The 24,042-nt window shown below is 38.9% G+C and carries 16 protein-coding genes; 5 read left to right on the top strand and 11 right to left on the bottom strand.

Going from position 1 to position 24,042, the window contains the following annotated elements; all coding sequences use genetic code 11:
- Window positions 1-108: 108 nt before the first annotated feature.
- The 3 genes from HWQ39_RS34025 to ntcA form a co-directional block, all read right to left on the bottom strand.
- Window positions 109-561: a resolvase gene (locus HWQ39_RS34025; protein ID WP_292854717.1), complete on the bottom strand. Its 453-nt coding sequence runs from the start codon at window positions 559-561 to the stop codon at window positions 109-111.
- Window positions 562-737: 176 nt separating this feature from the next.
- Window positions 738-2,228, bottom strand: coding sequence for a DUF3084 domain-containing protein (locus HWQ39_RS34020; RefSeq protein ID WP_292854714.1), 1,491 nt, complete (start codon window positions 2,226-2,228; stop codon window positions 738-740).
- Between the two features lie 168 nt (window positions 2,229-2,396).
- The gene (gene ntcA / locus HWQ39_RS34015; protein WP_292854711.1) at window positions 2,397-3,068 is read right to left on the bottom strand and encodes a global nitrogen regulator NtcA; all 672 of its coding nucleotides are present in this window, start codon (window positions 3,066-3,068) and stop codon (window positions 2,397-2,399) included.
- A 378-nt stretch (window positions 3,069-3,446) separates the two neighbouring features.
- Between ntcA and fabI the strand changes: the two genes are divergently transcribed.
- From fabI to HWQ39_RS33990, 5 genes are all read left to right on the top strand, one after another.
- Window positions 3,447-4,223 (top strand): enoyl-ACP reductase FabI, encoded by a 777-nt coding sequence (fabI, locus tag HWQ39_RS34010; protein ID WP_292854708.1) that lies wholly within the window; start codon window positions 3,447-3,449, stop codon window positions 4,221-4,223.
- A 95-nt stretch (window positions 4,224-4,318) separates the two neighbouring features.
- Window positions 4,319-4,960 (top strand): imidazoleglycerol-phosphate dehydratase HisB, encoded by a 642-nt coding sequence (gene hisB, locus HWQ39_RS34005; protein ID WP_292854705.1) that lies wholly within the window; start codon window positions 4,319-4,321, stop codon window positions 4,958-4,960.
- Window positions 4,961-5,145: 185 nt separating this feature from the next.
- Complete coding sequence (locus HWQ39_RS34000) at window positions 5,146-6,129, top strand: ABC transporter ATP-binding protein (RefSeq protein ID WP_292854704.1); 984 nt, start codon at window positions 5,146-5,148, stop codon at window positions 6,127-6,129.
- A 515-nt stretch (window positions 6,130-6,644) separates the two neighbouring features.
- Window positions 6,645-8,114: an SLBB domain-containing protein gene (locus HWQ39_RS33995; RefSeq protein ID WP_292854702.1), complete on the top strand. Its 1,470-nt coding sequence runs from the start codon at window positions 6,645-6,647 to the stop codon at window positions 8,112-8,114.
- A gap of 846 nt (window positions 8,115-8,960) precedes the next feature.
- The gene (locus HWQ39_RS33990; RefSeq protein ID WP_292854699.1) at window positions 8,961-10,391 is read left to right on the top strand and encodes a choice-of-anchor Q domain-containing protein; all 1,431 of its coding nucleotides are present in this window, start codon (window positions 8,961-8,963) and stop codon (window positions 10,389-10,391) included.
- A 412-nt stretch (window positions 10,392-10,803) separates the two neighbouring features.
- Here HWQ39_RS33990 and HWQ39_RS33985 read toward each other — a convergent pair whose 3' ends face one another.
- The 8 genes from HWQ39_RS33985 to HWQ39_RS33950 form a co-directional block, all read right to left on the bottom strand.
- On the bottom strand, window positions 10,804-13,050 hold the full coding sequence (locus HWQ39_RS33985) for a polysaccharide biosynthesis tyrosine autokinase (RefSeq protein ID WP_292854697.1): 2,247 nt from the start codon (window positions 13,048-13,050) through the stop codon (window positions 10,804-10,806).
- 693 nt (window positions 13,051-13,743) lie between these two features.
- Complete coding sequence (locus HWQ39_RS33980) at window positions 13,744-14,940, bottom strand: glycosyltransferase family 4 protein (RefSeq protein ID WP_292854694.1); 1,197 nt, start codon at window positions 14,938-14,940, stop codon at window positions 13,744-13,746.
- Window positions 14,924-16,225 carry a nucleotide sugar dehydrogenase gene (locus HWQ39_RS33975; protein WP_292854691.1) on the bottom strand — a complete coding sequence of 434 codons (1,302 nt, stop codon included), beginning with the start codon at window positions 16,223-16,225 and terminating at the stop codon, window positions 14,924-14,926. The genes HWQ39_RS33980 and HWQ39_RS33975 overlap by 17 nt, the downstream gene beginning before the upstream one ends.
- A gap of 82 nt (window positions 16,226-16,307) precedes the next feature.
- The gene (locus HWQ39_RS33970; protein ID WP_292854688.1) at window positions 16,308-17,453 is read right to left on the bottom strand and encodes a glycosyltransferase family 4 protein; all 1,146 of its coding nucleotides are present in this window, start codon (window positions 17,451-17,453) and stop codon (window positions 16,308-16,310) included.
- Between the two features lie 178 nt (window positions 17,454-17,631).
- Window positions 17,632-18,894, bottom strand: a complete 1,263-nt coding sequence (locus HWQ39_RS33965; protein ID WP_292854685.1) for an O-antigen ligase — start codon at window positions 18,892-18,894, stop codon at window positions 17,632-17,634.
- A gap of 456 nt (window positions 18,895-19,350) precedes the next feature.
- Window positions 19,351-20,349 (bottom strand): glycosyltransferase family 2 protein, encoded by a 999-nt coding sequence (locus HWQ39_RS33960; protein ID WP_292854683.1) that lies wholly within the window; start codon window positions 20,347-20,349, stop codon window positions 19,351-19,353.
- Between the two features lie 63 nt (window positions 20,350-20,412).
- Entirely contained in the window at window positions 20,413-21,846 is a 1,434-nt protein-coding gene (locus HWQ39_RS33955; RefSeq protein WP_292854680.1) for an oligosaccharide flippase family protein, read from the bottom strand.
- 383 nt (window positions 21,847-22,229) lie between these two features.
- The gene (locus HWQ39_RS33950; RefSeq protein ID WP_292854677.1) at window positions 22,230-23,669 is read right to left on the bottom strand and encodes a sugar transferase; all 1,440 of its coding nucleotides are present in this window, start codon (window positions 23,667-23,669) and stop codon (window positions 22,230-22,232) included.
- Window positions 23,670-24,042: the final 373 nt, after the last annotated feature.

Here is a 24,042-nt window from a genome sequence, read left to right as displayed (position 1 = left end):
TGATGGCATTATCTAGACTCCATAGATGATTCTTTTTGTCAATGCGTAAGTCCTAATTTTTTCTTCAATCTAAAATTGATTTTCAATCCAAAATCCAAAATTCCAAATCTAAAATTGATTGACTGCTGATTCAGTAAGGCGATTTAAGTATCTTTCAATTAAAAGAATGGCAACAATATCATCTATGGGTCTTGGTGGCTGTCTCAGACCCTTTGGCAATAACTTTATTAGCCCTGTGGGTGGGAACATTTGCCAATAGCGATCGCGTGCTTCTAGGGTTGTATAACGCTCATCCACTAAAATGATACTCAGCGGTTCTATCAATTCCTGATATAATTGCTGTCTCCACTGCTTGGCTGTAGTTTGGTCGCCCATAACCATTAAGGAAATGGGAAATTTTTGACGTAGTGTCTCAATGGTAGCGATCGCTTCTTTTGCTAGCGCCACCTCATGATAATACAGTTGCCGATCCAGTCCCATCACCGCTAAACCACACTTATCTCGACCTGGATCAAACCCCAAAATCACTGGTTGCGTTGGTGAAAATTCACGAAAATTCATAAGAAATTAAAAATAAGAATTCAGGATTCAGAATTCAGGATCAATTGGTGGCGAGTCTGTCTTGGAAAGTTATGATGTCTACGGCGTCAGCCGCCGCTTGTGACTTTCCGCGCTCATCTCCCACTAATTGTATTCTGACTCTCTGAACTTCTGACTTTTCAATTCTGAATTCTCTTTTAAGTACTAAAAATAATTTTTCCGTTGACTATTGCTACTAATTTTACTCTCAATGGCCCAGCTGTATAAGTGTCCTCTGCCGCGATCGCTTTGATCTCCAATGGCTGATTGTACTGTCTTAACTGGGTGATAAAGCGTAGAAAAGTCCCATCTACTTGCACATTTTCGACAATCCCCACGTTACGGGCACGAAATTGGGAAGCAGAAATCAGTATTTCTAGCCGCTGCTGTAACTGATAAGATGTCATGGTTTGGGAATCAGCAGTAGTCGTGGCTAGTACCGCGCCTTCTGAAAAAACCAGTTGATTTCTGGCTGTATCGGCGAAAAATTCTATCTGCTTTTCTCCTCTGACGTAATTACCAGCCGAGAAAATTCGCACCACATATTCTTGACCATCGCCAATCTGTTTGCTTAATTGCTCAATCCTATCCTGGGTAACGCGCAGTAGCTCGACATTTGCAGGATTTGCACCAGGCTCGCTTAACTCCAGGCTGGCGTTGCGATTGGCTTCTTGTAAAAGTTGTATCACTGCCTGACGAGCAGCAGCAGGTTGGGTAACGCGAATTACACCAGCAGATAGAACTTGACCACGAACTAAGGCCAGCTTACCCAGACGCAGGTCGCGGTAGGATTGATAATATTTTTCCAGCCTGGCAACTTCTAGTTCTAGTTGCTCCTGTTGTGCTTCCAATTCTTTGAGGCGCGATTCCCGTTTGGCAATTACTTGCTCTCGCGCGGTAATTTCGACATTACGTTTTTGAATTAGTTGATCCAACTGAGAAATTTTTTGATCGCGTTGTTGGATGGCTTGTTGACGATTAGCAAGTTCGTGATCGCGTTTTGCGATCGCTGTTTTGGCTTCGTCAATGGCTTTTTTCGCTTCCGCATACAATCGTTGACGTTCTGTCTTCAATAACTCAACTGCCGCCTGTAACTCCTTTCTCTGGTTATAAACGCTTTGCAATTCAGCTATGGCTTTTTGGTACTGAGTTACAACCTGATTGAGCTGACCTTGAGTGCGTTGGAGTTGAGTTTGGGTTTGAGCTTGTTGACTGATGGTGCGGTTCAACTGGGCTTGTGTTTGCCTCTGTTTGGCATTGACCGCCTGCAAGGATTGGTTAATTGCCTGCAAGTCTTGTTGTGCCTTTGCTTGGGCAATTCTAGCCTGGTTTAGCTCACCCTCTACCTGACTTTTCTGAGTTTCTGCGGTTTTTAATTGTTCCCGCTTCTGTCTGAGGTCTGTTTGAATATCCTCTAACTCAAAGACTCCCTTTCGTAAGCCTTCGTCGGCAGCAAATAAAATCCCTAAGGTTGATGCGGAAATCAAACCACCCGTAAAAATTGTTACCACTACGGCGGTGTTTTTTGGACGTAGATTAAAAAGTGAGAGGCGCGCTTTGCCAACTCGTGTGCCGATGCGATCGCCCACGGTTGCAATTACGCCTCCCAGAATTAAAATTGCAGCGATGAGGATGTATCCGGTGGTCATCTTTAGCTACCGAAATCCTTCCAGATACAGCCTACTACTTTTAAGCATTGTCTGGAAAGAAATGGGAATTGGCAATAGCTGAAATTATTCAATTTTAGATTTACCTCTAGCTATTAGTGTCATTTTTCAAAACACAACACGTGCCGACTCCCCATTCTCCCATTGTTTTTATGTGAATTGCCTACTTAAAGTAACAGGTTTATGCACAGTAATCTTCTTTTTGTGGATAGAAATCATCTTTTTCTCACGCAAATCTCCCAGTAGCCTGGTAACGGTAACACGAGTTGAACCAATTGCTTCTGCGATCGCTTGATGAGATAACTTCAAATCAATAGTGATCCCATCTGCACAAGGAACGCCAAAATCTCGACAAAGAATTAATAAAAAACTCACCAACCGAGAACCCATATCTCGGTGAGCAAGAGTTTCAATCATCATCTCCGTTTGTAAAATTCGCGAAGACAGACCTCGCAGCATTAACATTGATAATTCGGGATTTTCCTTGAGTGCTACCTCTACCTGTTCAATTGGTGCCGACAGTAATTCCACGGGAGTAAATGCAACCGCATGGTAAAACCGGTCCGATTTATTTCCTGTCAGCAATGACAATACACCAAAAACACTATTTTCTCGCAGCAGCGCTACCGTTATTTCCTCTCCTGCCTCGTACACCCTGGAAAGTTTAACAGCACCTTTCAAAAGAAAATAAACTCGTTCGGCAGGATCGCCAGGAAAAAAGATCGTTTTATTGCGTTCAAACGTTTCCACAACTGGCGGAAACGCCCCGGTCGCCATCTGACGAAAAACATTTGCTAGGGCTTTATCTTGTGTCACGATCATCTCCCTTCCCCTACCCAATGCCGGAAAAACAAAAACTCATTACCTAAGAATACACCTGAAAAAAGAATAAAGCACCGTCAACCTTTCTGTACTTTCCTATACTCCAACTAATCTCTTCATAGCTCTTTGTTTATAATGATACATAATTGTTGATCCTTTCAGCTACTAATTGTTGATAAGTAGTTCCAATAGCTGTATTCAAAAGGTTTTTTGAAGAACAAATAAAGATATCTTGAGAATATCTTTATAAAAAATCAAGATTTTTTTCACAGCAAACACTCTTACCAATATTCATTTTTGCAAATCCTGTATAAAACAAAGATAAATTAGCCTCAGATTCTAGTATGCTCCTAATGATCGATCGCATTAACAATTTATATGCTAAATCTGACTGGAAAAAATGCCCTTGTTACAGGTATTGCCAATAACCGCTCGATCGCCTGGGGCATCGCTCAACAGTTGCATAAAGCTGGAGCAAACCTGGGTATTACCTACCTGCCGGATGAACGCGGCAAAATGGAGAAAAAAGTTGCGGAATTGGTAGAACCCCTCAACCCCAGCTTATTTCTTCCCTGTAATGTCCAAGATGAAGACCAAATTAAATCTACCTTTGAGACAATCCGCGAACAGTGGGAAAAGTTAGATATCCTCATCCATTGCCTAGCCTTTGCCAGCAAAGACGATTTGAGTGGAGATTTTAGCCAAACTTCTCGTTCTGGCTTCAACACCGCCTTAGAAATCAGTACCTATTCGCTGGTGCAGTTAAGTGGTGCAGCCAAACCTTTGATGACAGAGGGAGGTAGTATCGTCACTCTGACATATTTAGGTGGTGTAAGAGCAATCCCCAACTACAACGTTATGGGAGTTGCCAAGGCGGGTTTAGAAATGAGTGTGCGCTACCTAGCTGCCGAACTAGGCCCACAAAATATCCGTGTGAATGCCATTTCCGCCGGCCCCATCCGCACTTTGGCATCTTCAGCAGTGGGTGGGATTTTGGATATGATTCATCATGTAGAAGAAGTAGCTCCCCTACGACGCACCGTCACTCAGTTAGAAGTCGGCAACGCTGCGGCCTTCTTGTGCAGTGATTTGTCCAGTGGCATTACCGGACAAATTCTATATGTAGATGCAGGATATGAAATTATGGGAATGTGACGCGATAAAGTTAGGAGTTAGGAGTTAGGAGTTAAGAGTTATAAATTTTTAACTCCTAACTCATAACTCCTAACTTTTAACTCTTTCCACTCCCTATGCAAACAACCAATCGTCAACTTAATTCAAACTACGATCGCTTAACTGAAACCCCTCGGATTGCCACTGTTCACCGCACCACTGGTGAAACTAATGTCCAAGTTACCATCAATTTGGATGGTAGAGGAACTTGCAAAGCAGCAACAGGCATTCCATTTTTGGATCACATGTTGCATCAAATTGCCTCCCACGGGCTGATTGATATAGATGTCCAAGCCAAGGGAGACTGGGAAATTGACGATCATCACACCAACGAGGATGTCGGCATTACTTTAGGGCAAGCTTTGAACCAAGCACTAGGCGACAGAAAAGGCATTGTCCGCTTTGGTAATTTTCTTGCACCACTGGATGAAGCCTTAGTTCAGGTAGCGCTAGACTTTTCTGGACGGCCTCACCTTAGCTACGGCTTGCAAATTCCTACTCAGCGGGTAGGAACCTATGACACCCAACTGGTACGAGAATTTTTTGTAGCTTTAGTGAACCATAGCCAAATGACATTGCACATCCGGCAACTGGATGGTATGAATTCCCACCACATCATTGAAGCGACATTTAAAGCCTTTGCAAGAGCAACCCGGCTAGCTGTAGAAATAGACCCCCGTCGTGCTGGCGTAATTCCTAGTTCTAAGGGCGTTCTATGAAATGGGTATTGGGCATTGGGAAAGAGGAGGTAGAAGGCAGAAGTTCTTTAATTTTGAATTGATTTCTGCCTCATCTTTCTATTCCCCACTCCCCAATAATTGACATACCAGCAGTTGATGGTTATTATCAGCCTAACGGGTAACTTCTAATTAATATCAAGCTGATAAATAGTAATTTAACGGAGATGAAGTCTGTTGCAGATGACTCTAATTCTCAAATTAATACGATAGACATTCCACCAGTAGTCCTAACTTCTGAGTTGCGAAAAGTCTATCGCACTGGTTTTTGGCTAAATCAAAAAGTCGTATCTCTCAAAACCTGTTCTTTAACGGTTTACAAAGGCGAAACCTTTGGTTTGCTAGGTCCAAATGGTGCTGGTAAAACCACCCTTTTAAAATTGTTGCTGGGAATTATTCATCCCACCTCTGGACGAGGATCGTTGTTGGGTAAGCCAATAGGCGATCGCACTGTTAAGCAACATATTGGCTATCTACCAGAAAATCCCTATTTATATGACTATCTCACTGGCTGGGAATTTTTACAGCTAGCCGCTGGTTTATTCCAAATTCCCCAAAGTGTCCAACGCCAACGTATTCCCCAACTGCTGGAATTAGTCGGTTTATCCCAAGCCGACGCCCGTAAAAAGCTCCTACGTCGTTATTCCAAAGGAATGCTACAGCGTGTTGGCATGGCACAGGCGCTAATTAACGAGCCAGATTTAGTTTTTCTGGATGAACCTATGTCTGGGCTTGATCCGGTGGGGCGCTACCAAATGCGGGAAATTATTCTGGCACTTAAAGCCGCTGGTAAGACGATTTTTTTTAATAGCCATGTTCTGAGTGAAGTAGAACAGATTTGCGATCGCATTGCCATCCTCGCTCAAGGTGAACTAATTTGCTCTGGTTCCCTCCATGAACTCTTAGGCAAAAACGACACATATCAAATCAAAGGTCAAGGTGGTGATGGGGAAATTCTCAAAAAATGGATACCCACTCTCATCTTTGAGCCTGATGGTTCCTGGCACGGTACACTACAAGATGATTACTATGATTTTCTTGCTAGTCTCCGTCTTATGGAGGGCAAAATTATTGCCATGAACTTGTCGCGACACTCCCTAGAAGAATTTTTTATTCAACAAATCCAAAGAAGAAATAACTCGCTTAATTAGTTAGTCTTGTTGACAAATAGTAAATTATCGGATGACTTGAAGAACTCAACCCAAACTTTCTGCTTTTTTGAGTTGATCTTCGCTCAATCCAACCCACAAAAAATAAAATTGCGACCTTTTTGTAAGTTTATTTGGACTTAATTAATGAAGTTATTCATAATTTTACTACTCCCTGGCTGCTGATAGTAGATTTAAAATCACAGTTTCAATGTCATAAAATTGACTTCTAGCAATAAATCTTGTTCATAAGTGCTTGATTGGAGAAAAGATAATTGGTTTTATAAACTGGCTTTAAATGCGTAAGTTTTATACTTTTTGAGAATTGCTCTATTCAAACAGCATTAACTTTAAGTTAACTTCACTAAAAATTCAAATTCAATAAACAAATTTATTCCGGAAAATCACACTTTTCTAGGAAAATAAGAGTGTTGGGGAACTTGAATACTTAGGTATAGTCAAAATAAAAATGTTTAGACAGTACTTTATTGATTGTAGTTTCATAGTCTCAGGTAAATATGCTTAACAAAAGTTTGTCTAAGTTCCTAATTAAGCCATCTGTGGGTATGGCTCTGTTAACTGCTTTCAATGCCGCTGTGTCATCTGCTAGTCTCGCTCAGGGACAACCATTACCACCAACTACACCATCACCAAGCATACAAACACAAATAGATACTAACTATTTATTAGGTGGTGGCGATCTCATTCGTGTAAATGTATTTGAAGTACCTGAATATACAGGTGAATACCAAGTCCCCCCAGGTGGAGCAATTAACCTACCTTTAATTGGTAGTGTGTCAGTCCTCGGACTAACAACTGAACAAGCTTCTGACGAAATTGCTAGAAGATATGCTCGCTTCCTCAAACGTCCCTTGATCTCAGTTAATCTGTTATCACCTCGTCCCATCAATATTTTCGTTGCCGGAGAGGTGACACGTCCCGGAGCTTACACTCTGAGCTTGAGTGGAGGCGCCGGCAATAATCCAGGCGTACAATACCCTACAGTTTTAGCTGCATTAACAACAGCGCAAGGAGTGACTTTAGCTGCGGATGTCACTCAAGTTCAATTACGCCGTAAAACAGGACGTTCCTCGGAGCAAACCGTCACTGTTAATTTGAAGGAACTCATTCAAACAGGCACGTTATCACAGGATATTACCTTGCGGGATGGAGACACCATAGTTGTGCCAACAGCAACTAACTTCAACATAGCAGAATCCCGCAATCTATTTTCAGCCAACTTTGCTGCTAGCCAAACTACACCCCGCACAGTAACAATTATTGGTGAAGTTAACCGTCCTGGTTCGTATCTTGTCACCCCAGGCAACACAGATAACCAGGCGGGCGCAACCAATAACAGTGGTGCTGCCAGCCCTACAGGTCTACCAAATGTGACGCGGGTAATTCAACTAGCTGGGGGAATTACAGCACAGGCTGATGTTCGTAATCTCAGGCTACGCCGACCGACAAGAACTGGCTCAGAACAAGCTATAGATATTAATCTTTGGCAACTATTGCAAAGCGGTGATGCCAATCAAGACATCATTGTACAAGACGGAGATACGATTGTTATTCCAACGGCAACTGAAATTAACCCCGCAGAAGCTACTCAATTAGCTACAACTACTTTGTCTCCTACACGCATTCAAGTTGGTGTGGTAGGTGAAGTTAAAAGACCAGGGTTAACAGATGTTCAGCCAAATAGCTCTTTAAATCAAGCTATACTCGCTGCTGGCGGATTTAATGATGCCAGAGCTAGTAGTAATGCTGTCGATTTAATTCGCCTCAATCCTAATGGTTCTGTCACTAAACGTATAGTAAAAGTAGATTTCTCCGCTGGGATTAATGAGCAAACTAATCCTATACTCCGCAATAATGATGTTGTAGTAGTTAACCGATCTGGTGCCGCTAAGACTGGTGATACCATCAACACTATAACTGGGCCTCTAGGTATTATCCTTAATCTTCTGAACATCTTTGGACTCTAAGTTTAAGATATAGATGCAAATTGGGGGCGTTGGCAAACCCTCTCCGTCCCTAAAATTGCACTATCTTTTAATCAAAGCTCAATAGTCAAGAATTAATATAGTCCTACTTAATCATTCGTGAGAGAGAAAAAAGCTAAAAAGCTTAAATTTCTGGTTTTCGAGACGCGATAAATCGCCGTCTCTACAAGTGTTTTGAGCTTATCTGAACTGTATTGTTCTCTACGGCATGGGATTTTGCTATGCGTAGCGTCTCGCAGAGAATGCATCTCTTCTTCCAAAATTGTATTTTCAATTCCCCATTATTAATAAATAAGTAATATTACTCATTGACAAATTGGGTAGACTCTAAGAATAGCACTAAAAATTATTAATGTGCATTGATAGGCTTTTGCAAACCTTGTTATAGATACCCGAATTGATTATGATAATGAGAATATTTAAGAAGGTCTAAGCGCCAAGACATACTCTGGACTTGGTTTTTAAATATCAAATAATTATCATTATCATAAGAATTATTTAAGTAAATTAAGTAATTGATGACAGATATACTATCTTAACCACAGATACTGCGTATACACAGTAGAATGATGTGCAATTGGAAATGACGCTATTTGTGCGGTTGCTTAGTGCCCATTAATAGAGTAACTCTGGATACTGATAATTCTTTTTCAGTACTTTTACTAGATACTTGATTTTTTTTGGAACACAAGCTAAAAAGGCAGTTCAGCCATATTTACGCGGAAATACGCAGGTGTAAACCTAGAAAACCGTGTATAAACTTAACAAATAGCAGTTACACATCGTATCCAATACTGAGTTACTGACTAAGGCTAGAGTTACTGACAGTTGACAATTGAGTTTTTGCAACATACCCTATTTTTCCCTATGATGATTCATGGTTTAGGTTTTCTCAGTTTGAGCGCATCTCTTGTACTTCCCTGGGCATTAACAGGTCTGGTTCAAGGGCAGAAAATAACAGAATCTTTAGTTAAAGATGTTCGTCAGTCATCCCCTGTTCAGCAAATGCCATTACCTAGCCGCAAGCTGATCAGCCAGGTTTCAACTGCGACAACATACTATGTGAGTGGTACTGGAAATGACAGAAATAGCGGACGCACGACCTCATCCGCTTTTAGGACAATTCAAAGGGCCGCAGACCTTACCAGACCTGGTGACACAGTACTGATTCTGAACGGGGAATACAGGAACGCACCCGGACGTGGGGCTGTACTAGGCATTAGTCGTTCTGGAACTGCAAACGCCTGGATTAAATTTAAAGCTTATCCTGGTCATTCTCCAAGAATTCGCCACAATACATGGAATGGTATCGGATTTGCAAAGCGAGTTGCATATATTGAGATCAACGGGTTAGAGGTTATAGGAAACAATGCCAATGTCACCCTTAGTTATGCATTAAGTCAGAAGCGTAACTCGTCAAATGTGCTTACAAACGGAAACTGCATAAATCTTGAGGGACGCAGTGGTGGTATTCATCACGTAAAGATTCTGAACAACAAAGTGCATGACTGTGGAGGAACTGGTATTTCAGTCGCCGGAGCTGATTATGTGACAGTGGATAATAACACTGTGTATAATAACTCCTGGTATAGTGTCTTTGGTACTAGCGGCATTTCCTTCATACAGAATTGGAATTCTGACGGCAGCCAGGGATACAAGATGTTCATAACCAACAACAGAGTCTACAACAATCGTATGTATGTTCCCTGGATTCAACGTGGAACTATCACAGATGGTAATGGCATTATTGTAGATATTTCAAAAAGTGGTACAAATGGTGCATATAAAGGACGGACTTTAATTGCAAACAATATTGCCTACAGAAATGGTGGTTCGGGTATTCATGCCCATGAAAGTGAGCATGTCGATATTGTCAACAACACGGCATATTTGAATCAGCAAAGTCCAGAACTTAAAAGGAAGGGGGATATTTATGGTGGTTATTCATCTGATATCAAGATTTTAAACAACATTATTTATCCTTCTCCTGGCAAGAATGCGAACACCAACGTGATGAATAGGAACGTCACCTATGACTATAATCTTTACCCCAATGGTGCCGTGGTCGTTGTGAGAGGTACTCATGATGTTGTTGGAGATCCACAGTTTGTGAATCCCTCAAATGGTGACTTTAGAATCAGATCAAGCAGTCCAGCAATCAATAGAGGTTACTATTGGAGGGGTTTGACAACTGATTTTGAAGGTACTCCTCGTCCTAGTGGTAGTGGATATGATATTGGGGCAGACGAATATAGGTAACTGCATATCATGTCCTGTTATCTGCCCAAAGTGATATCAAACTGAGTTATACGGTTACATGAAATAACAAGCCTGTGGAAGCAGGCTTGTTATTTTGTAGCTAATTAAATAAACATGATATAGAGGTGTGCAGTTCAGTGAGATACAAAAACTTTACTGAAATGATGTGAGAGCAAGAACCTTGGTGTTCTCATACAATCAATAACCGCTATATACCAATTATGATCTTCAGTTCACTAGCAAGACAAAATCCTACTTTATCAAGTCAGTATCTCAGAAGCCAGAATTTAGTATGAATTTTGTGTGATTGGTAGATACATCGCATAGTTTTAATACTACCACTAAATCTCCGATTTAGTGGTAAACAAGAAAGTGGCGGGACTGAATCCCCCACTAATTGATTCTGAATTCTTCAAACAGAGCTTTTGTTTGGAATACGTTTTTGTTGCTTAACCTCTCTTCTCAAATCTTGATCGGTAAAGTATTCTTTAGCATGGTTGAAATAACTACTAGATTCATTTTTATCAATGATACCGTTCACAACTAAACCTAAGACGTTGTGACTGGATCTCTCTAGCATTTCTTGAGCAGCAGCTGCACTGTTAGAATCAATTACTCCCGGTCGAGCTACTAACAAAATCCCATCAGTCATTTGGCTTAAAGTCAAAGCATCGGCTGCTAAAAGTAGGGGAGGAGCATCAATGATGACAAAATCATAGTTGTATTGAGATGAGACATTTTCAATTAGTGATGCCATCCGTTTCGAGTCAAGCAAAGCAAGTGGGTTGGGAGGTCTAACTCCAGCAGTTAAAACATCAAGGTTATCCATTACCTTAGATACAGCGATGTCAAATTCAGCCTGACCTACAAGAACCTCACTCAAACCAACTGCATTGGTTTGTTGCCAGAGATGATGCTGAGAAGGAATTCGCATATCTGCATCAATTAGTAAAACTTGACGTCCTAGTTGAGCGATCGCCGCTGCCAAATTAGCAGAAACCGTGGACTTGCCTTCTTTAGGAACTGCGCTAGTTACGACGATAGTTTTGAGTACCTTATCTGAACTCAGGAATTTTAGATTGGCTTGAATCATCCGGTACATTTCGCTCGTTAAAGAGTGGGGCGTATCTCTAACGGCAATTGTTTGAGATATTGATTCTGCATTGGAATAACGAGAGCGAACCTTTTTAACAGATAAAGGAATAATTCCCAGTAAGGTATATCGAAATACATCTCTAACTTCTTTAAGTGTTTTTAGAGATCTATCTCTCATAGCGAGGAAGAGTACGGTTGTAGTCGCAAAAAATAAACCGAACATCACTCCTAGCACCAAAACAATTATTTTTTTAGTTAATACTGGGTCTTTGGGAACTAAAGCCCGAGCAATAATTCGGGAAGTAGCTGTATTTGTATTCTCAACTAACTGTAATTCTTGAACCTTTTTCAATAAAGTTTGATAGGTAGATTCTGCGACTTCAACTTTCCGTTCTAACTCCCGCTGATTTTGTGCCAACTGGGGTATGAGTTTCATCCGCTGTTCGTAGCTAGCACGGGAATTATATAGAGAGGAGAGTCTTTGAGTTAAACCCAAGCGCTGTATTTCTGACTGGAGAAAATTTTGTATCAGACTTTGTCTAAGTCCTCCAATCTGTAATTGACCCTGGGGAACTTGTGTTTGACTGCCAACAGTCTGACCAATTTGCTGTTGCAGGAGAGATTTTAAACTAGCTCTTTTTGCTTCTAGGTTAACAACTACAGGGTTGTTATCTAGGAAACGACTGCGTTCAATTGCTAATTGCCGCTCGGTCTCTTGAAGTTGTGTAAGGACTCCCTGTACTGCGGGTGACTGACTGAGGGCGCTCGCTGCGATCGCTTCTCGAGAATTTAGCTCTACTTTCTGTCGCAGTTCATTGGTTTGGGCGTTTACTTCATCCAATTGAGCCTTAACAGTATTCATCTCATTGTCTAAATTTCCGATAGTCGCAACGGCTGACTTTGTTTCCTCTGATAAATCTGCAATCTGATGCTTTTGCTTAAATATACGTAGCGCTACTTCCGCATTATTAACAGCACCTTGAGTTTTTGGAAGTTGCTTGGCCATAAATTGACGCGTTGCTCCTGCCTCAGAGCGATTTGTCGAAATATCATTGTCTAAATATAAATTCATAATTGTGTTGACCACTGCCGCTGCTTCTTCGGGGTTAGGGCTGCTATAGCTAATTCGCAATACATCTGTCCCACCCACAATTTTTAGGGTCAGAGATTTTTGCAGCGTTTTTATTTCCAGAGGTTCACCTTCATTGTCTTTGAGTTGTAGTTTGTCTATTGTCCGCTGCAATAAAGTAGGGGAAGAAATAACTTCTATCTGACTACTTATGGGATTTTGAGTTGCTACCAAGGGTTTCAAATCTCCTGAGTCTCCCCCTTCCGAGGAACCAGGCGAAAGATTAGTTCCTGCTACTTTGAAAGAGGGAACTTTGAATAACAGTTTTCCTTCTGCTTCATAGGATTGCTTCATAAATTGTGTAGCTACCGCACTCAGCATAACTGTAGCTACAAATATCGCAGTCGCAGGTAACCACCATCGTTTCAATATCAATAAGTAATGATTAAGGTCTAAATCAATAGATTCTCTAGATTCCATAGATTTTTCTGACATAAATCTTCCAAAGTACAGGTTTTAAACGAGAAACTCAATATTGATCTACTCAGATTAGCTACAAAGCACACCTAGTGATACTATTTTACAATATGACATATAGTATAGACTATTTAAGTAAAAAAACCTGAAATCATTTATAGGCTTTGGTTTCAAGAATCTAACAGCCAATACTTAGGAGGAGACAGGAGTATTATTAAAAACACATCCGTTATAGTTCATACTGCATTTATGCTTCAATTAACCCTCTGTCATCAAAGTGTAGTGAAACCTTAAATCTTCGTTGGCTGTATCCTCAAAAATGCGTCGATTTATCTGAAAGTGGTAAAAAAGAGTTAATTAAATAGTGGATGTGATACAAGATTGTCATAAAAGAATTGCCATATATCAATAATGAACTATTTAATATCAGGTTATTTTAAATATTTTTTACGATTAATATCGAATTTGCTTTCTTAATATCAAAATATTTGCATAATTCGACGCACATACGTCTCTACCCTTCTTAGAACGTCCATATTTTTCAAACCTCCTAATCCAAAATAAATTCCAGTACAAAAATTTGCCGTCCAAGTTAAGTTGGCATAATAAAAATAAATTATATGAAGGAAGATAAACTGGGCTAGAACCCTCTTCCTTCCTACTTCATCACTCCAACTATAAATTTTCACGAGAGATGAAAATATCGTGTTCCTACTTAGGTTGCCAAGCTTTATCATAAGCCTCTAACAGCTTAGGTATTTGATGTCGCCACTCTAGTTTTTCCTCCATTCTTTGTCTACCTAGCTCTCCCATCTTTTGCCGTCGCTCAGTATCTTCTAGAAGTTCAAGAATGTTTTCGGCAAAATCTACCACATCGTTGCCTTTAGCATAAACAGATGCTCCCTCTGCCGAGCGCCTTCCTTCCAAAAGGTCAAACTGAACAATGGGTTTTCCCATTGCCATATACTCCATGATCTTGTTCATTGTCGAACGGTCATTGTAGGGCATTTTTTTATCGGGATTGGCACATATATCACAGCTAGAAAGTCTTGCCAGAAGCTCATTATCAGGAATACGCCCCGTAAATTCTACAAACTCATTAACTTCTAACTCTTCAGAGAGTGCCTGAAGCTTGTCAAACATCGGCCCACTACCAATGAGCATAAAGTGAATATCCTGGCGTTTTTTTTCATAGACAATGTAGCGCACTGATTGCAGCAGATAATCGATTCCCTCAGGTTCTCCCATGACGCCGACATATCCCACTAAATACTTTCGACCTTTACGGTAGACTGGGTTGGGCGGTACGGGTTGAAAACGAGAAAGATCGGGACCACTGCGAACAACAAAGACATCCTCTGGACTTTTGCGCCCACGGGTAAGTGCTACTGAGAGGTAAGACTCATTTGTTGAGATAACTACGTCTGCTGTCGCAAAGGTTAATCGTTCAACCAGAGAAAGTCCATAGTAAAAGATATCTTTTCGTCCATACTTAGCTTCGTACATCTCCAGATTGATATCATGGTGGTCAAATATTACTTTTACACCTTTAAACAACTTAAACCATCCTGCCACCAAAAATAGTAAATCTGGAGGATTGCAAATGTGGACAATATCAAAACCTCGCTCTTGCCACACCCGATGGGCAAGGCGAAACTCCCAAAAAAGCGCTGTACCATACTCCTTTAGATAACCTGATACCGAACTGATATCAGGAGGCATTTCGTGACGATAAATGTGAACCTGATCGATTACCTCATATTCTTGTTCAAATCCTTTACCTTTGGGACAAATCACCGAAACTTCATACCCAGCTTTGATCAGGGTAGAGGCTTCCATCCATACTCGCCGATCAAAGGGAAGGGGGAGGTTCTCGACAATAATCAGTACCCTACCAAGCGATGCCATGATAACCTAACTCCTTACTTGTTTGATTAAAGACTCCGGCTAGATCCAAAATTTGCATTTCTTTGGGAGCCTCAAGTAGTACTTGGCGAAATTCTGGTGTAGCATGTGTAACTACTGCCAGTTCTGCTCCCTCTAAAGCTTGTTGGGAATTTGGTACTAGAAAAGCCTCCAAATGAGGGATGTTACTCTGGATATAGGCAAGGTTGGTTCCCATCAATCTAGCTTCATATACAGCAGGGTCGTATATTTTCACCTGGCAGCCTTCCCCAATCAACCGCTTGACTAACAGTACCGCTGGACTTTCTCTTAAATCATCTGTACCTGGCTTGAATGCCAATCCCAAAACAGCAACCTGCCTGACACCAAGACGTAACACCTGCTGGGCAGCCAAATCCACTTGAAGGCTGTTAGTAGTTGGGAGGGCATTTAGTAACGGTACTGGTACATCCATATTCCTTGCATGGTAAAGCAAAGAACTCAGATCTTTGGGCAGACAGGAACCACCGTAGGCAAATCCAGGACGCATATAAACAGGGGAAATATTTAACTTCGTGTCCTGCACGATGATGTTCATTACTTCCCGTCCATCTACACCAAAAGCTTTAGCAACTCGTCCGATTTCATTAGCAAATCCCACCTTGGTAGCATGCCAGCAATTGGCTACATATTTAACCATTTCCGCCACAGATGGCTGGACTACGGTGAATGGTGCATCTACTCTGGCATACATCTGTCGTACTGCTGCTTCTGCCACAAGAGATTCAGTACCGATAATCGTGTACGGTGGTTGATCGTAATCTTTGATAGCTGAACCTTCACGTAAAAACTCTGGGTTAAATGCTAGATGAATAGAATTATCACCTGTGATACTATCTAACAGATTTTGACACTTTTCCAATGTTCCTGGGGGGACAGTACTACGCAACACAACTACATGTGTTTCATTTTTTTGGATGGCGGCTTTCCCAATCTGCTTGCACACATTCCAAACATAAGTAAGATCGGGTTCTCCTCTTTCCATTGGAGGTGTACCAACGCTAATCAGTGAAACATCTGATCTTAGTACCGCCGCTTCCGTATCTGTAGTAGCTGTGATTAACTTGGCTGCAACTCCATCAACTAGCAACTGACTTAGCCCTGGCTCTACAATAGGCGACTCTCCCTTGGCGATCAAATCCACTTTTTCGGGATTGACATCTACCCCAATGACTTCGTGCCCGTCTCTTGCCAAGCAAGCTGCTGTTACAGCACCGACATATCCCAAACCAAAAATGCTAATTTTCATATCTATACAGTAAGAGTAAAGTTGTTATAGGTTTCATACATTACAAAACAATCAAGCTCTAAGATTGCTCTTCTCTAGCATCTTAATTCAATACTGAGTGATATAGATCCATAAAAGAAACCCAATGTTTTTTTATATCTAGAGGAAAAACACTTGTTCTTGCCTCGGCTCCTAGAGAAAGCCTCAAATTCTCATTTTCAATTAAAGACTTAATAGCATTTGATAATTCCTCAATATTCCCTGGACTAACAATTAATCCATTTTCCGATTGAGTAACTATCTCAGGTATACCTCCTACTGGTGTAACGATGACTGGTAGCTCCCAAGCCATTGCTTCTAACATTGATAATGGAAGACCTTCATTGTAAGAAGGCAACACAAAAATATCTGATTGAGTTAGAAGAACGTCACGTTCACCTGACCCTATCCAGCCAAGCAATTTTATATAATTCTCCAAATTTAGAGTTTTAACTAAATTACTTGCTTGCTCTACCTCTCCGTCTCCTGCCATAATGAGAGTTGATCTATTTTGATCTTCAAGAGGCAAAAGAGAGAAGGCTTTAATCAAGTCAAATGCTCCTTTACGCTGACCAATCCGCCCTAAAAAAAGTAAGTTTACTTGATTAGAAACTGAACGCTGTGGAACTTCATTAGGAACTTTTACTGGGTTATAAAAAACTACAACTTGTTCGGGTTTAAGACCAAGATTTTCTATGTAAAAAGTTTTCCAACTTTCTGATAAGACAATTAATCTTTGACACTTGCAAAATAGCCAACTTAGCAAAGTCTGTATCCATTTTGGAAGATCAGCAAAGAAAACATGAAATTGACTACCATGAGCATGTAAAATTATTGGCTTGTGAAATATCCAAGCTAAAAATATCATAATTCCTTGTCGTAAAATGCTGCCGCGCTGTGAAATTTCCAGTTGAACAATATCAACTTCTTCCATTAGCAGCATCCAAACAAATTTCCATATAGCTTTCAAAAATACCACGATTTTGATTGCTATATCTCCTTCTTCGTGAGTAATAATATGACATATATTAACTTCAGAAGGAGCATACTCCAAAAAAATCTTCTCGTAATTGGAAATGCCACCCTGCTGGAGTAAGCTAGGGCCTAACAGAATAATATTGAGACTTTTCGCTTTACACATCGGCTCTACTGTTTTTATAATTGGTCTATCCTTGATTAAGGCATCAGCAAAATAGTTAGATTTGATCATTTTAGTTTTTTATCATGACCGAAAATAATTGCATAAAATCTTAAACTAAACACATTTATTATCAAAAGCTTATTATTTTTCAATCTTATCGGGCTAAAATATTTTTCTCAAGCATATAGCGGTTTTGATATGGTTCGGGATTATGACCAAAAAAATTATTTTAGAACGCTTTAACAACTTATAAATTGTATGCTGTAGCTTGTTTTTTTGCATTTATTCTTCTTGTTTCATGTGTCATTCTCACTGAGAAAGATAATGCTACATAGAGAATCCAATTTAAGCTATTTGATTCCAGTAAAGCAGATTCAGTAAGGCTAGCTAAGGCTATATATGTCATATGTATAAGTGGCCATATATCTAATGCCGTTTTATTGCCACGCATCCAAGTCAATCCTTGCAGATAAGTACGCCAAAATCCTAACAAGAATACCCCCAATCCTAAAAAACCTAAATCAAGGCAAATAGCAAGATAACCATTGTGGGCGTGAGGTGCCAGCCATCCTGCATTCAGCCAAATATAGGCAGACTCACCATCCCATCCTTGCCAGAATCCACCATAACCATAACCAAGCCAAGGACGTTTCCAAATCATATCAATCACTAGTGGCCACAGCTCTGTTCGACCCGTTAGTGTTGAATCTTTACCAAGTGAAGCAAACACGACATCAGCACCATTCGATAACCAAAGATATAAAATTTGACTTATGATAGCCATTATCATTAGGGTTGGTATCATGATAGAGTACGACCATCGCCAAATTTGAAAAGCGAAAAATGCAAATATTAAAATTACTAGATTTACTATTGATGAACTTGAACCAGCAAGTATTAATAGCAGTATTGACAAGCTAAACCCACCCCAGAAAAGCCAATTATATCTTCTACTTTGATAACCAAGGATTAAAAAAACGATACTACTAGTAACCATCCTTGCCCCTAGACCGTTTTTGTGAGTGAATACTCCACGCCACTTTCCTGCGTCAGACTGTATCCCATATTGAGGTAAAGCTATAGCAAAAAAAACACTGAGTATTATAATAATTCCAAAAACCCAAGCTAATAAATGGAATTGCTGTTTTAGGCTATATCGCGAGGTAAAATAAACGCCAAACAAGCTGGAATTAATGAGAGTAAAACTATTTTTTAATGTTGTTGATGGTTCAGCAGACCAAATAATAGAAACAGCTGCCAATATGAATATTGGATAAACCCAGAGTCCTTTACTCAATACATATAGAGTTTTCTTCCAACGCAAAACCAGTAGTAAAAATGTAATTACATAAATTAAGAAAAAAATAATCCGAATCAAGGAACTATCATATTGTACCTGTTCCTGCTGTAGTGCTCCTCCTGAAAGGATAAGAGTGAAGATAGCACCTGAATACATCAGCAACGTTAAAGTAGTGAATCCATATTCAGCAAAAATTAGCAGTTTTTTCATATTTTCATAAATTAACTAGAACCTTAATTTTCCCTATTTATATCTTCGTGAAAAATATTGCCTGTCTGAACGGCAATATTTCAGCAATTAGAATCTTCCTGACAGAAAGCTAATACTATAATGTTGCAAGCTATCACTTAATAAATAAATTATAGCATCAGCTATAACGCCGACATCACCAAGTGGAACTAATACCCGTCTTTGTTTATAGTCAACTAACTCGTCTAAGGCATTCACTTTTTACGAGTTCGCTGTATTTTTAAGATTGATATTTATTCTTTATGAAGATCGAAGGCAGAGATAATATACACTTAAAAACTGTAAATTTAACCAAAGAGGCTTTGTATATGGCGCTATACTCATCTCTAGAATTATTTTTTTGGGAGACTTTAAATTCACGCTTTAAGGTTTTTTGTCATTATTCTTATCTTCCGCCTTCTTTTTATAAACAGTCTCCTATATTTTGGGCTTCTTGAGGAAAACAGAGCGAATTTGCTGCCTGAGTTGCTGAGGGAACAGCCACATAGTTAAGTACAAGAGTATATCAATGGGTCGGGGATTGCCCCAGCGTATAGATTCCCCTAACAAAGGAAAGAAGGCTTTCCAGTCACCGACTAAGGAGGCAGAAGGAGTAATAATTGTTGTAATAAAGCCTGAATAAGCCTTTGGTGTTACTAAATTGCGGGTAGAACGAATCCAATCCAAGGAATATTGCCATTCGTTAATGTTGCTTAAACGCTTGATTCCCATATCTGAATGCCAGATTGCCATAGGCTCAGGCACGAACTCTATTCCTACACCCTCGACAGCATTAACCCTAAGCAACCACTCCCAATCCTCATGTCTGTAAAACTTTTCTTCTAGAGGAATTTTTTGCACTAACTCTTTCTTCACAAAAATAGTTGATGTTTGTATGCAGCCCTCTCCTTTAAAAAAGGAGTTACGCGCAAAAAGATATTCACTTAAAGGTTCAAAGAGGTTAGGTAACCTTCTAGGACAAATCAAATCACCTTTTGGAGTATGGGCAATGAAACGACTAGCGATAACTGGAAAATCATAATGGGAACTATTTCCTACTTCAAGTTGACGCTCTAATTTTTGTGGAAGCCATTCATCGTCATCATCTAAAAAGGCTATCCAAGTGCCTTTAGCTTCTCTCACTCCAGTATTTCTAGCCCCTGATGGTCCAACATTTTTTGATAATTCTATCACTCTCAATCTTGGATCAGTTATTTGAGATAATACGTTGACTGTTTCCTGATCGGGGCCGTCTACAATCACAATCACTTCAATTGATTGCAGCGTTTGAGCTAATGCACTTATGACACTCCTAGCAACAATTTGTGGTCTATTACGTGTAGGAATTACAACGCTGACTATTATTTGGTTACTTTCATTTACCATTGTTAATTTTTGGTTTATTAGTTTTTCTGATTGAAAATATTCCTTATTCATTGCTCTAGTTATCTTAGTTTTAGAAATTTTGCTATTTTGGAAGCAAGCTTAGTGATTAAATTGTCATCCTTTTTTTACAAATTTTTCCAAGACAAAATCAATTCCGCCTAAAGTATAAATACTGAGAAAACCAACAAATAGAATATATGAGGAGGTCGAAATAATAAGAGTTAATGCAAAGTCTAAGTTAACTTTCTTTAAAATTAAAAATACAGATAGCATTAAAGTGCTAATTACAGCAGGACGGCGAATAATTCTCCATAAATTTAATGGAAATAGGAGAGTATAACTGAAGTAAACATACTGACTGAAGGCAATAATAGTCATTAGCAATGCCATTATAGCTGCACCTAGTAGCTGATATTGCGAAACTAATGCCACACCTGCCAAGCTTCCTAATATAGTTGTAATAACCACTTCACGTAGGTTGACTATCTCAAAATGATTGGCTACAAGTAGATAGCAGAGTGTGCGTGTGAATGGCAGTAAAAGAAGTGATACAGCAGTTATACTAAGAGCTAAACTTCCTTGAGCAAAGCTAGAGTCATAAATAAAAACAAGTAAATCTTCGCCAAAAAATAACAATCCAAGGAATAAGGGTAATCCCATAGTTAGTAGAATTTCAATGAAGTTCTCAGTGATTTGCTGCTGCTTTTGTCGCCCTTGGTCTACTACTTTTGAGAGTCTGGGGAACATTGCTACAGTTATACTGTTGGCAATAATTAAAAAAGGTTGTAATAGTTGTAATATTCCACCAAAAAGACCTACTAAAAACTCATTTCCTATCAATGAAAGAATCAAGATTTGAATTCTACTACTGACTACAGATATTGCTTCAATAGCAAAAAATGTCCGTGCGCCCCTAATTATATTCCATATAAAAATTCTATCGATTTGCCATTGTATTTTGACGAACCGTGTAATCAGAATCCATTCAACGATCAGAATTAATGTTTCCGAACAAAACAGTATCCCTCCCAGATATTCAATTCCATAATTCAGTTGCATTGCCCAGATCATTATTAGTACGCGTAAGACATACACTGGGACTGTAGCAATAGCAATCAAATGCATCTTTTCTTTAGCTTGGAAAATTGCCTCTGTTACGTTGGAGAGTCCAAATGGAATGATGGTTAATCCCATAATGTAGCAAATTGTAGAGGTTTTAGAACTATAGGGAAGTAAAAACACTACAATAACCAACGCCCCATAACTCAGAAAAGTAAATATTAATTGTAAGCAGGTACCACTAATTAAATAAACTGATGTTTTTTGTGATTCATTGGCTAGTTCTCTAGTAAACAATGTCTTTAGCCCCTGTGAAGCAATGCCCACAAAAATAAAATAGTAGCTATATGCTAGTAGATACTGACCTAAAGCCTCAGCTCCTAGAGTACGAGCAATACCAGCGGTTAATACAAAGGCTGTAATGCTTTGTGTTAACCGATTGACTATCATTGAAAGGGAATTACTTATTAGTTTATACTTTTCTGACATTCTTAATTATTAATTAGCTTATCTAATTAGCTTTAAATCACCAATATTCATAACATAATGACTTACTTTTTCTGATAAAGCTTTAGAAGCTTTTCTAGCTTTTTTTACGCGTACAATTCATCCAATCAGTTTTTTGGGACTATCATAAATTGAAACATTGAATACGACATTGTTCACAATATTTTCTTAAGTTAAAAATATTTGAAGTGTTGAATACAAAGAAAGGTTTTTATTACCTTAAGCAAATAGTTAACTACTGAAAATAGAAAAATATAAATTTAATGAGTGAAAACCTTAACTTCACGGTAAACAGCAATAGTTATATTAATATCTAAACACTATATATAATTATTGCTGTTTGCTATAATTTATTTTTCCTTAGCTTAGTAGGCACCTTCTTTTTTCAAAACTACCATCACTGTTTTGAGCAGAATTTCAAAATCTAATCCAAGAGACCAGTTTTCAATATAGTTAAGATCAAGATTGATAACTTGTTCAAAATCTAAGATATCCGAGCGACCTGAGACTTGCCAAAGGCCTGTAATGCCAGGTAAAACTTCATGTCTAATAAAATGATGTTCAGCAAACTTATCTACATCTCTCGTAGGTAAAGGTCGAGGCCCTACTATACTCATTTCTCCAAGAATAACATTAAAAAGTTGGGGTAACTCATCCAAGCTGTAACGACGGAGAAACTTACCAACACTAGTAATACGAGGATCATCTTTAATTTTAAAGATAATCCCATCTTTAGTTTCATTTAAAGCTTCTAATTCTTTCTGTAATTTTTCCGCATCAGACCTCATGGTTCTGAATTTCCATACTTTAAACTGTTGCCCATGTAAACCTATACGTGTTTGTCTATAAAACACTGTGCCGGGAGAGTCCAGTTTTATAGCTACAGCTATAGCTATGTACACAGGGAATGATAACATTACAAATAAAGTTGCGAAACAAAAGTCACAAGTACGCTTTATCCAAAAATCTTTACCTGTAATTATCGGACAATCTAAACTCAGGCAAGGCATTCCCCCAATTTTGTTAAATTCTACATTTCTATAAATTGGTTTTAATTCCATCGGTAAAATATGTACTTGGATACCAGATGCTTGAAATAACCAGCACAAAAACATTCTATTTTTCAAAGCATCCCAAGATATAAAAACTTCGGTTACACCTAATTCATTAAGTTGATTCAATGTTTTTTGACGTTGATATCTGTCTAATGAATTAGCATTCGCAGTTCCAGATATTATGTAATGTTTCTCCTTTTTGATAAAGCTAGCAATCTGCTCACGATCTTGAGAATCACAAATAATAAATACAGAAGAACGAACTATTTTTTTCTGCTTGCGGAGATATTCAAGAGTAAGATTTACACTATATCTACCAGTACAAATAAATAGTATACTTAGCAACCAAGATAATAATATTAATCTTGGTTGTGTAATATCAACAACTGGTTTATACAAAAAACAAACAAGGAGTATTAATCCATGAGCAAAAGTTAGCGATTTGATAATATTCAAGTAGTCATAGCGTTTTTGACCTTCTCGATAAATACCTTGGACAGCTAATGAGGCTATTTGAATCCCAATAGTTATTAAGATTGGTAAATAATGACTAGGTATATACCAAGTCAAATGCTCATAATATTGATATCCAGCTAAAATCCAAGCTAATGATAAAAGAGCATAGTCTACCAAAAATAATGTTGTTAATCTCAACCACCATGAACCTTTACGTACCGTTACAAATGCAGATGCGCGTAAATCTAAAGGTACTTCACTCAATTTATTTGTTGCAATGCTTTGATTACTCATAGTTAATAAAACTTGGTGTAGTTAAAAGTTAAAATTTGATGGAAACCTATATATACAAGTGGGGTATCTCGCATTTTTCTCTCAAAGAAGCCTGTCATTTATAGTTTACAATTAACGATTTTCTTCAGAGTAACTTTAATTTTTTGATCAAAAGCGTATTCTAGGGTTGGTCTTTCTTCTTTTAGCTACTACCCGAATGCTTAACTTTTTTTGATAATTAGCGCCTAGTTTAGCCCGTAAATATTGAGCTTTGATGCCAAGAAAAGAACTTATTGTTGAATTAACTTATAGTTAAATAAAACTCCCGACATTAACTTAGTAATCAAACAAGTCAGGTAGAAATATTAATTAGAATTTTTAAGGCGTGTAATAA

Origin of the sequence: Nostoc sp. NMS8, from assembly GCF_017115045.1 — a bacterium.
Lineage (GTDB): Bacteria > Cyanobacteriota > Cyanobacteriia > Cyanobacteriales > Nostocaceae > Nostoc.
This window is presented reverse-complemented; position numbering and strand designations above follow the sequence as displayed.

Coding starts and splice junctions, on each gene's coding strand:
- ntcA (WP_292854711.1), bottom strand. CDS start 3,068: ATGATCGTGACACAAGATAAAGCCCTAGCAAATGTTTTTCGTCAGATG.
- fabI (WP_292854708.1), top strand. CDS start 3,447: ATGCTAAATCTGACTGGAAAAAATGCCCTTGTTACAGGTATTGCCAAT.
- HWQ39_RS33980 (WP_292854694.1), bottom strand. CDS start 14,940: ATGGCATCGCTTGGTAGGGTACTGATTATTGTCGAGAACCTCCCCCTT.
- HWQ39_RS33970 (WP_292854688.1), bottom strand. CDS start 17,453: ATGATCAAATCTAACTATTTTGCTGATGCCTTAATCAAGGATAGACCA.
- HWQ39_RS34020 (WP_292854714.1), bottom strand. CDS start 2,228: ATGACCACCGGATACATCCTCATCGCTGCAATTTTAATTCTGGGAGGC.
- hisB (WP_292854705.1), top strand. CDS start 4,319: ATGCAAACAACCAATCGTCAACTTAATTCAAACTACGATCGCTTAACT.
- HWQ39_RS33955 (WP_292854680.1), bottom strand. CDS start 21,846: ATGTCAGAAAAGTATAAACTAATAAGTAATTCCCTTTCAATGATAGTC.
- HWQ39_RS33985 (WP_292854697.1), bottom strand. CDS start 13,050: ATGTCAGAAAAATCTATGGAATCTAGAGAATCTATTGATTTAGACCTT.
- HWQ39_RS33965 (WP_292854685.1), bottom strand. CDS start 18,894: ATGAAAAAACTGCTAATTTTTGCTGAATATGGATTCACTACTTTAACG.
- HWQ39_RS34000 (WP_292854704.1), top strand. CDS start 5,146: ATGAAGTCTGTTGCAGATGACTCTAATTCTCAAATTAATACGATAGAC.
- HWQ39_RS33950 (WP_292854677.1), bottom strand. CDS start 23,669: ATGAGTAATCAAAGCATTGCAACAAATAAATTGAGTGAAGTACCTTTA.
- HWQ39_RS33975 (WP_292854691.1), bottom strand. CDS start 16,225: ATGAAAATTAGCATTTTTGGTTTGGGATATGTCGGTGCTGTAACAGCA.
- HWQ39_RS33995 (WP_292854702.1), top strand. CDS start 6,645: ATGCTTAACAAAAGTTTGTCTAAGTTCCTAATTAAGCCATCTGTGGGT.
- HWQ39_RS34025 (WP_292854717.1), bottom strand. CDS start 561: ATGAATTTTCGTGAATTTTCACCAACGCAACCAGTGATTTTGGGGTTT.
- HWQ39_RS33960 (WP_292854683.1), bottom strand. CDS start 20,349: ATGAATAAGGAATATTTTCAATCAGAAAAACTAATAAACCAAAAATTA.